At 69.5% G+C, this 9454-nt stretch carries 8 protein-coding genes and 1 riboswitch; of the genes, 2 read left to right on the top strand and 6 right to left on the bottom strand.

All coding sequences use genetic code 11. The features are described from left to right. Window positions 1-2: 2 nt before the first annotated feature. The 3 genes from HUW62_RS09600 to HUW62_RS09610 form a co-directional block, all read right to left on the bottom strand. A complete protein-coding gene (locus tag HUW62_RS09600) occupies window positions 3-524 on the bottom strand; it encodes an OsmC family protein (RefSeq protein WP_176434242.1) in 522 nt (173 codons plus the stop codon). A gap of 119 nt (window positions 525-643) precedes the next feature. Further along, window positions 644-2056, bottom strand: coding sequence for an SLC13 family permease (locus HUW62_RS09605; protein ID WP_176434243.1), 1413 nt, complete (start codon window positions 2054-2056; stop codon window positions 644-646). Window positions 2057-2452: 396 nt separating this feature from the next. Next, entirely contained in the window at window positions 2453-2884 is a 432-nt protein-coding gene (locus HUW62_RS09610) for a CBS domain-containing protein (protein WP_163864524.1), read from the bottom strand. Between the two features lie 226 nt (window positions 2885-3110). Then, window positions 3111-3221, top strand: a riboswitch (TPP riboswitch). A 46-nt stretch (window positions 3222-3267) separates the two neighbouring features. Between HUW62_RS09610 and thiC the strand changes: the two genes are divergently transcribed. Both thiC and HUW62_RS09620 read left to right on the top strand, forming a co-directional pair. Further along, entirely contained in the window at window positions 3268-5142 is a 1875-nt protein-coding gene (gene thiC / locus HUW62_RS09615) for a phosphomethylpyrimidine synthase ThiC (protein WP_176434244.1), read from the top strand. 140 nt (window positions 5143-5282) lie between these two features. Continuing rightward, window positions 5283-5672, top strand: a complete 390-nt coding sequence (locus HUW62_RS09620; protein WP_163864526.1) for a DUF4870 domain-containing protein — start codon at window positions 5283-5285, stop codon at window positions 5670-5672. 102 nt (window positions 5673-5774) lie between these two features. Here HUW62_RS09620 and moaA read toward each other — a convergent pair whose 3' ends face one another. The 3 genes from moaA to thiO form a co-directional block, all read right to left on the bottom strand. Continuing rightward, the gene (gene moaA / locus HUW62_RS09625; protein WP_176434245.1) at window positions 5775-6788 is read right to left on the bottom strand and encodes a GTP 3',8-cyclase MoaA; all 1014 of its coding nucleotides are present in this window, start codon (window positions 6786-6788) and stop codon (window positions 5775-5777) included. Window positions 6789-6852: 64 nt separating this feature from the next. Further along, on the bottom strand, window positions 6853-8106 hold the full coding sequence (locus HUW62_RS09630; RefSeq protein ID WP_163864528.1) for an HD-GYP domain-containing protein: 1254 nt from the start codon (window positions 8104-8106) through the stop codon (window positions 6853-6855). A gap of 166 nt (window positions 8107-8272) precedes the next feature. Then, window positions 8273-9391: a glycine oxidase ThiO gene (thiO, locus tag HUW62_RS09635; protein WP_163864529.1), complete on the bottom strand. Its 1119-nt coding sequence runs from the start codon at window positions 9389-9391 to the stop codon at window positions 8273-8275. Window positions 9392-9454 lie beyond the last annotated feature (63 nt).

Raw genomic sequence — 9454 nt, forward strand, 5'->3', positions numbered from 1 at the left:
GGTCAGGGGAGGGCGATGCTCACGGGGGGCTTCGCGAGAGGAGCGTCGGGCGCGGCGCGGGGGCTCGCGGCGCGGGCATGCCACGTCTCGACGACGGCCTCGATGCGCGGCGTTATCTGGATGACGGAGCTGGGGAAGCAGTGGGCGGGCAGCTCGGAGAAGATGAGCCGCACCACCTCCGCGTCCAGGTCCGTGGCGACGGCCACATGGGGACGCACGATGAGGTCGGTGAGGTGCGGCGGCTGGCCGGGCCCGCCCACGACGCGCGCCACCGCGCAGCTCTGGTAGAAGAGGACGTTGACGTCCGCCTCGCGCGCCCTCTCCAGGAACGCCAGCAGCGTGCGTCCCTCCACCGCGCCCACCAGCAGCGTCTCCGGAGCCCAGCGTCCGTCCTCCGTCGCGCCGGGCTCGACGAGCGGCAGACCGATGGGCACGGGAGGCGCCCGGTCGCTCGTCAGCACGGCACCCCGCTCGCCTTGCCAATACAGACGCGTTTCGTACTCAGTGATGGTCACGGACGTCATGGGCGCTCCTTCCGCCGGGCCCTGTTCCGGCATTGCCCTTTCAACCCGTGTGCCGCGGAGGTGCTTCATGGTGGACCGGGGATTCACCCTCCAGCCCCGGACGGGCGAGCGAGGGTAACTCATGGAAGCCCGAAGAGCCGTAGCACCGTGGGGCCCGTCAAGCTGACCAGCAGACAACCGGCCAACATGAGGGGAAGCCCCAACTTGAGCAACTCGGTGGTGTCGAGTCCCTCGCCCGCGGCCATGGCGTTGGGCGGGGTGCTGATGGCGAAGGGGATGCCGAACGAGCACCCCATGGCGACGAGGATGGGCGTGGACGCGGAGGGCTCCACGCTCAGGGCCAGGGGCATGAGCAGCGCGGCGGTGCCGGTGTTGCTCATCAGCGCGGACAGCCCCGCCGCGACGACGACGAGCGCCCCCAAGCGGGCCTCGCGAGGCCACGCCTCCAGCCGGGCGCCATCGAGTGCGTGGGCGACGAGGCCGGAGTGTTCCAGCAGTCTTCCCAGCGCGAGGCCACCGGCGATGAGCAGCATCGTGGACCAGTCGAGTCGTCCCAGGTCCTCGCGCTTGAGCAGTCCGGTGCCGAACAGCAGCGCGGTGGCACCGAGGGCCACCACCGGTGCGGGCACGCCGTGCAGCGGCTCCGTCAGCCAGGCCACCACGCAGGCGGCGCTCACCGCGAGCACCCGTCGACCGGAGCTGTCGAGCATGCGGGCTGGCTGTGCGGGCAAGGTCAGCAGGCCGCGCATGGGGAAGCGCAGCAGCACGAGGCCGAAGCCCAGGAGCAACATGAGGAGGGTGAGGGGCAGGGCAAAGGCCATCCAGCCCGCGAAGGTGACGTGTGCGTGAGCGCTGGCGGCGGAGACCGCGAGGGCGTTGGGGCCGCTGCCCACGGGCGTCGCCATTCCGCCCAGGTTCGCGCCCAGCGCCACGCCCGCGAGCAGGGCCGGTCGCAGCGGAGCGCCCGGAGGCGAGGCGAGCAGCAGGGGCCTCATCGCGGCGAGCATCATCGCCGCCGCGGCCACGTTGGACATCCACATGGAGAGGAAGGCCACGCCGCCCATCACCAGCAGGAGCAGCAGCCGGGGCCGGCCTCGCGACAGGCGGACGACGTGCCGGGCCACGGCGGAGTCGAGGCCGTGCCGCATGGCCGCCACCTCCAGCGTGAAGCCTCCGAGGAACAGGATGAGCACCGGGTCCGAGCACCAGGCGAGCACGGACGACAGCCGATACTCCGAACCCAGGGGACCGAGGACCACGGGGGTGGTGCCCAAGAGGAGCAGGGTGGGCACGAAAGGAGGAACCAGCTCCGTGAGCCACAGCACCAGGCACACGCCGGCCACCAGCACCGTGCGCGACGCGACGTCTCCTTGCACGCCGAAGCCCGCGAGTCCCGCCACCGCGCCGAGTCCCACCAGCGCCAGCACGGGCCGCGTCCAACGACGTGGCGACGAGGGCGGAGGAGTCGCCTGGAGAGGCGAGGGGAGCAGGGCCTCTGCGTCATCGCTTGTCGTGGCGAGAGGGGAAGTCATGCGGAGGGCTCGTCACGGAGGTCAGGGAGAGGGCAACAAGGGAAGGTGTCTCAGCGCTATCTCACTCACGCGAACGTGAGCGGCAACAGAGGAAGGCGTCTTGGCGCCGCCTCGCTCAGGCGGATGTGCGCGGCGAGAGCGGAAGGTGTCTTGGCGCACCTGCTCTTGTTTCGGCTGCCGGGCAGCGAGACTCGGCGCCCGGAGTGGGTGAGGCAGCCAACGGAGTGTCATGGACAGGGCCTCGGCGCCGAATCACGGCGTTGGCGGTTCCGCCGAGTTCTTCCGGCGGAGGCGGCACTCGAGCCGTCCCCCACCACCGTTGCTGAAGAAACGGCGCAAGGAGCAACAATCCTCCGCGCCCGCCATCCAGGAGAGTGGCGCGAGGCGACCCCGCGCTCAGGCGTTGAATTCCCTGGCCAGCTCGCGGCGGTCCTTGTCCTCGATGAGGTGCTGCGCGTAGCGCACCAGATCCGCCTCGGTGATGATTCCGAGCAGCGCGCCGTCCTGCCCGACGACGGGAAGGCAGCCGAACTTGTTGCGCAGCATCATCACCACCGCATCGCGCAGGGACGCATCGGGGGGCACCGTCGTCACGTCGCGGGTCATGATGTCGGCCGCCCACAGCGGCTGCGCGGCCGGGTCAGACGCATGCGTTGCCGCGGCCCGGAGCAGGTCGCGGTGGGTGATGAGGCCCACGAGCTTTCCCTGCCGGAGGACAGGCAGGTGCCGGATGCGGTGCAGGCGCAGCAGCTCCTCCGCCTTGCCCAGGTTCTGCGTCTCCTTGAGCGTGACCACCTCACGGGTCATCAGTTCGCCGACGATCTGCATGTGTGGGGCTCTCCCGGTCCTGGATTGAACTCTCCGGGAGGCCATTGCACGGCGGAGGCCAGCCCGGCTTCCCTCGGGCCGCTGCGATTCCCGCGCCCCGCGCGCGCAAGCTTTGCGCCTCCATGGGGTGTCCCGCATTCCTTGCGCGTGGGGGTGTTCACTGGAGCGCGCCCACCCCTGGCCTCCGGGTGGGTTGAAGCCCGTCCCCGTGTGCGCTAGATGCTCACCCAGTCGCTAGGGGTGCCCCTCGTAAGGGGCTGAGACGGCCGCGTGGCGCGGCCAACCCTTGGAACCTGAACCGGGTCATACCGGCGGAGGGAAGCGGCCCGGAAACCCCCTGGGGGCTTCCGTCTGCCTTCCCGCCCGTCCTCGAGGAGAGAGAGATGAGCGGAGCGTCCAGAAGCCTCAAGGTCGATGGCAAGGTGCTCGAAGGCATCAGCCAGGGCCCATTGCCAGCGTCTCGCAAGGTGTTCGTGAGTGGGGAGCTGCACCCCGACTTGCGCGTCCCCGTGCGCGAAATCAGTCAGACCCCCACCCGACACGGACCGGGCGCGGAGGCCCGGGTGACGGAGAATCCCCCCGTGTTCGTCTACGACTCCAGCGGTCCGTACACGGACCCGGAGAGGGACATCGACCTGCGCCGGGGGCTGCCCGCCACCCGCGAGCCCTGGGTGCTGCGCCGCGAGGACACGGAGGAGCTGTCGGGCATCACCTCCCGGTACGGCAAGGAGCGCGAGGCGGACCCCCGGCTGGCGGGGCTGCGCTTCGGCCACCGCCGCAAGCCTCGCGTCGCGCGCCAGGGCAAGAACGTCACCCAGTTGCACTACGCCCGGCGCGGCATCATCACCCCTGAGATGGAGTACGTGGCGCTGCGCGAGAACCTGCGCATGGACGCGTCACTGTCCGCGCAGCACGCGGGCCACTCCTGGGGCGCGTCCATTCCCCGCGTCATCACCCCGGAGTTCGTGCGCGAGGAGATTGCCCGGGGCCGCGCCATCATCCCCGCCAACATCAACCACCCGGAGCTGGAGCCGATGATCATCGGCCGCAACTTCCTGGTGAAGATCAACGCGAACATCGGCAACTCCGCCGTGTCCTCCTCCATCGAGGAGGAGGTGGAGAAGATGGTCTGGTCCATCCGCTGGGGCGCGGACACGGTGATGGACCTGTCCACCGGCCGGAACATCCACGAGACGCGCGAATGGATTCTGCGCAACGCCCCGGTGCCCATCGGCACGGTGCCCATCTACCAGGCGCTGGAGAAGGTGGGCGGCAAGGCGGAGGAGCTGACGTGGGACATCTTCCGCGACACGCTCATCGAGCAGGCCGAGCAGGGCGTGGACTACTTCACCATCCACGCCGGCGTGCTGCTGCGCTACGTGCCGCTCACCGCGAAGCGCCTCACCGGCATCGTCAGCCGAGGCGGCTCCATCCTCGCGAAGTGGTGCCTGTCCCACCACCAGGAGAACTTCCTCTACACGCACTTCGAGGAGATCTGCGAGATCATGAAGGCGTACGACGTCAGCTTCAGCCTGGGTGACGGGCTGCGGCCGGGCTCCATCGCCGACGCGAACGACGCGGCGCAGTTCGGCGAGCTGGAGACGCTGGGAGAGCTGACCAAGATCGCCTGGAAGCACGACGTGCAGACGATGATCGAGGGCCCGGGCCACGTCCCCATGCACCTCATCCAGGAGAACATGACCAAGCAGCTCGCCGTGTGCGACGAGGCGCCGTTCTACACGCTGGGGCCCCTCACCACGGACATCGCTCCGGGGTACGACCACTTCACCAGCGGCATCGGCGCCGCGATGATCGGCTGGTTCGGCTGCGCGATGCTCTGCTACGTGACGCCCAAGGAACACCTGGGCCTGCCGGACCGCGACGATGTGAAGGAAGGCGTCATCACGTACAAGATCGCCGCCCACGCCGCCGACCTGGCCAAGGGGCATCCAGGCGCTCAGGCCCGCGACAACGCGCTGTCCAAGGCCCGCTTCGAGTTCCGCTGGGAGGACCAGTTCAACCTCTCCCTGGACCCCGAGCGCGCCCGCGCCTTCCACGACGAGACGCTGCCCGCCGACGGCGCCAAGGTCGCCCACTTCTGCTCCATGTGCGGACCCCAGTTCTGCTCCATGAAAATCACCCAGGATGTTCGCGACTACGCGGCGAAGACCGGAGTCACGGACGCCGCCGCGCTCGACTCGGGGATGGAGCAGAAGAGTGAGGAATTCCGGAAGGCGGGCAGCGAGTTGTATCGCTGAGCCAGGCAACCCGAAATCGAGGGCGTCAAACGACCCGTTACATCACCTGTCCGAGACGTGACAATGAGAGTGGGTGCATGTCATGTTAGGGAGGCATGGGCGCGGCGTTCGCGCCCTCGATTATCTGGAGGGGATACTTCATGGAGACTCCGCCGCGGGAGCAAATGGGTTCGTACATCACCGGCGCGCCGATGCCGACCCAGGATGAGAAGACGATGGGGCTGATCGCCCACATGGGAACCATCCTGGCCAACTTCGTGGGCCTGGGCTTCGCGGTTCCGCTGGTGCTGATGCTGACCAAGGGCAAGGAGTCGTCCTTTGTTCGCGAGCACTCGGTGGAGTCGCTGAACTTCCAGATCACCCTCTTCATCGCCGGCCTCGTGGGCGTGGCCACGTCGTGTATCGGCATCGGCCTGGTGCTGCTGCCCATCGTCGGCATCCTGGCGCTGGTGTTCGGCATCATCGGCGGGCTGAAGGCGAACGAGGGTCAGTTGTACAAGTACCCGTTCGCCATCCGGTTGGTGAAGTAGTCGGCCGCGGCGCCGGCTCCCCTCGGGGAGCCTGGAGCCACTCGGGCGGGCCTTGCGCGAGCGCGTGGGCCCGCCCGTCGTCTTTCCGGCGTGACGCGCGGCTCAGCCGCCGATGCCCATCATCGACAGCAGCGTGGCGCCGTTGCCGGGCTCGGTGAAGCGGTGGCCCTCGGGCTTGTCGCCCAGGGCGCCGCGGATGGCTCGGGCCAGCTCCACGTCGGTGGCTCCGCCGCGGATGAGCTGGTGCAGCGGCGCCTGCGCGCGGCCCCCCAGGCAGCTTCGCAGGTCGCCATTCGACGCCACGCGCACGCGGTTGCACCCGCCGCAGAAGTTCTGCGTCAACGGGGAGATGAAGCCCACGCGGCCCCCGGGCGCCTTCCAGTAGCGCGCGGGACCGGACGTCACGGAGTCGGCGGCGGCGCCTGCCTCCTCGGGCTCGGCGGAGAGGTCCAGGCCCTCGGCGCGCAGCCGCTCCATCAGCTCGGCGGTGGGCACCGGGACGCCCTGGCCAAAGGGCATCAGCTCGATGAAGCGCGGGGTGATGCCGCGTGCGTGCGCGTACTCCACCAGCGCGCGGGCCTCGCCGTCATTCACGCCCCGCATCACCACGACGTTGAGCTTGAGCGAGGCGTAGTGGGAGGCCGCCGCCGCGTCGATGCCTCGGAGGATGGCGTCGAAGTCACCCTGCTTGGAGATGCGGCGGAAGGTCTCCGGCGACAGCGTGTCCAGGCTGAGGTTGAGCTGGTCGACCCCCGCCTCGCGCAGCGGGCTGGCCAGGGCCTCCAGATGGCTGGCGTTGGTGGTGATGGCCAGGTGCCGCACGCCGGGGAGGGCGGCGATGCGGCGGGCGATGTCCAGGATGTCCGGACGCAGGAGCGGCTCGCCCCCGGTGAGGCGCACGCGGCGGATGCCCAGCGCGGCGAAGATGCTGGCGATGCGTCCCAGCTCCTCCGCGTTCAACAGGTCCTTCTTGCCACCCCAGGACGCGGGCGAGCAGTACGCGCAGCGGAAGTTGCAGCGGTCCGTGATGCTCAGCCGCAGGTACGTCATCCGACGCCCCTGCGCATCCAGCAAGGGCGGGGCGAGCGGATCCGTCTGGAGGGCGGGCGTCGTCACGGGCGGCCTGACTTCATAACAGCCGCTCGGGGGACGTTCATCTCAATCCCCCGGCGTGAGGGCCTCAGCCCTCGCTGCCCGTCGCCGAGCGGATGACGGGTGGTGCCTTCACCTCGGCGGACTCGCTCGGGGTGGCGCGCGGGGCGGAGACGGGGGCGGAAGAAGGCTCCGGGTCGTCGTCCAGGTCCGTCAGCCGCGCCAGCTCCGCTTCGGCCTCGTTCGCCTCGGCCTCGGCCACGGGGAGATTCAGCTTCCTGAGCGCCATCTCCTCCTTGATGCGGATGAGGCCGTCCTCGCCGATGTCCAGGAAGGCCCGGACGACTTCCGGGTCGAACTGGGTGTTGGCGCAGCGGCGGATCTCCTGGATGGCGTTCGCGAAGGAGGTGCCCTTGCGGTACGGCCGGTCGCTCGTCATCGCGTCCAGCGTGTCCGCCACGGCGAAGATGCGCGCGCCGATGTGGATCTCCTGACGCTGGAGGTTGCGCGGGTAGCCCGCGCCATCCCAGCGCTCCTGGTGGGACAGGACGATGGAGGACGGCGTGGAGAGGAAGGGGATGGCTTGAATCATCTGGAAGCCGATCTCCGGATGCTTGCGCATCTCCAGCCACTCGTCGGGGGTGAGCTTGCCCGGCTTGAGCAGCACCGCGTCCGGCACGCCAATCTTGCCGATGTCGTGCAGGAGCGCGCCGCGGCCAATCTCCTCCAGTTCCTTGCCGCCGATGCCCATGCGCCCGGCGATGGCGGACGTGTAGCTGACCACTCGCAGCGAGTGGTCGCTCGTCTCGTGCTCGCGCGCGTCCAGCGCGGCCACCAGCGCCAGCAGCGTGTTCTGGTAGGTGTTGGCGATGTTGTGGAGCGCGCTGCGCAGCTCCGCGGTCCTGTCGCGGACCTTGCGCTCCAACTTCTTCTGGTAGCGCTTGCGGGCCATCTCGATGCGGCGCTTGGCGAGCGCGCGCTCGATGGCTCGGATGAGGTCGGTGAGCTTGGGTGGCTTGAGCAGGTAGTCCACCGCGCCCCGGCGCAGGCAGTCCACCGCGGACTCCGTGTCGCCATAGCCGGTGAGCATGATGACGGACGTGTCCGGCAGTCGCTCCCGCAGGTTCTCCAGCAACCAGAGGCCGTCCTTGCCCGGCATCTTCATGTCGCTGATGACGAGCGGCGTGTCCTCCTCGCCAGCCACGTCCAGCGCCATCTCGGCGCCGCTCGCGACGACGCAGTTGTAGCCCTCTTCACGCAGGAGGACGGAGATGACGTCTCGGACGGAGTCGTCATCGTCGACGATGAGGATTCGGGGTGGGGCAGGGGGGATGGCTTCCACGGCGGGAGATTCTAAAGGTTTCCGGGTTTCAATGGCGAATGAGTCAGGGAAATTACCACCTTCCTCCACTTGCAGGTTGACAGTCCAGTGCGCTGGTCCGGAAGACGACCCTGGGAGGGAGGGCGACCGGGCAGGCGTGGACGCACTCTGGGAGGAAGTCGAGCGTTCAGGCCCGGGCCCGGGCACCCGCGCGGTCGTACCGGAAGGGTGCCAGGTCCAGGGTGGCCCGCTCTCCGAGGACGGCCTCGGCCACGAGCTTCGCGGTGATGGGAGCCAGGAGGATGCCGTTGCGGAAGTGTCCGGTGGCGAGAAAGAGGCCCGGGGTAGGCCCCTCCCCGAGGTAGGGCCGCTTGTCCTCCGTCCAGGGGCGGAAGCCGGCCCACGTCTCGGTGATGGGGGCGGAGCCGAGCTCCGGACACAGCTCCAGGACCATGTCGAGGATGCGGGCCAGCCCCGCGGCCGTCACCTGCTTGTCGAAGCCCACCATCTCCATGGTGCTGCCCGCGATGATGCGGCCGTCCGCGCGGGGGACGACGTAGCCCTTCTCCGACGTGAGGATGTGCTGGAGCAGCGGCAAGCGCGTCTGGAGCTGGATCATCTGCCCGCGCGCGGGACGCACGGCCTTCGCCTCCACGCCCGCGCCCTGGACGAGGGACGACCACGAACCCGCGGCGAGCACCACCGCGTCCGCGCGCAGCACCTCGCCATCCAGGTCCACGCCCGCCGCGCGGCCCGCTTCGTGGACGATGCCGCGCACGTAGCCGCTTCGAAACCCGGCGCCCACGCGCGCGGCGGCCATCGTCAAGGCGCGGACGAGGAGCCGATTGTCCACTTGATGATCATCCGGGAAGTGGGCGGCGGCCACGGCCTTCGTGGACAGGCGCGGCTCCAGCGCGCGGGCCTGGGCGCCATCGAGCACCTCCGCGCGAAGGCCCTGCGCGCGTTGCCACAGCACGGTGGCTTCGAGGTGCCGCACCGCTTCGTCGCTGAAGGCGACCTTGAGGACGCCGCTGGGGCGGTAGGCGATGTCGACGCCGGACAGTTCGCGCAGCTCCTCGGCGAAGGCGGGGTAGAGGGCGAGGCTTCGCAGGCACAGGTCGAGGAAGGGACCGGGGCCGTCGGATTCCATCTGCGGGGCGAGCATTCCCGCGGCGGCGCTGCTGGCCTCGGCGCCGGGGATGGAGCGCTCCAGCACGGTGACGCGCGCGCCCGCCTGCCGAAGCCGCAGGGCGATGCCGCAGCCCATGATGCCCCCGCCCACGATGATGACGTCCGAGACTCGCATGGGCTTCTTTCCTGCTCGTCCCGTCGAGGGTTTGCAAGCAACTTGGACCTCGGTTCGAGAGGT

The organism is Myxococcus sp. AM011 (assembly GCF_013372595.1).
In the GTDB taxonomy this organism is placed as follows: Bacteria; Myxococcota; Myxococcia; order Myxococcales; family Myxococcaceae; genus Myxococcus; species Myxococcus eversor.

What these genes read in the sequence shown, in the direction of transcription:
- HUW62_RS09610 (WP_163864524.1), bottom strand. Translation starts at nt 2,884, where the DNA reads ATGCAGATCGTCGGCGAACTGATGACCCGTGAGGTGGTCACGCTCAAG.
- thiC (WP_176434244.1), top strand. Translation starts at nt 3,268, where the DNA reads ATGAGCGGAGCGTCCAGAAGCCTCAAGGTCGATGGCAAGGTGCTCGAA.
- HUW62_RS09600 (WP_176434242.1), bottom strand. Translation starts at nt 524, where the DNA reads ATGACGTCCGTGACCATCACTGAGTACGAAACGCGTCTGTATTGGCAA.
- HUW62_RS09620 (WP_163864526.1), top strand. Translation starts at nt 5,283, where the DNA reads ATGGAGACTCCGCCGCGGGAGCAAATGGGTTCGTACATCACCGGCGCG.
- HUW62_RS09605 (WP_176434243.1), bottom strand. Translation starts at nt 2,056, where the DNA reads ATGACTTCCCCTCTCGCCACGACAAGCGATGACGCAGAGGCCCTGCTC.
- thiO (WP_163864529.1), bottom strand. Translation starts at nt 9,391, where the DNA reads ATGCGAGTCTCGGACGTCATCATCGTGGGCGGGGGCATCATGGGCTGC.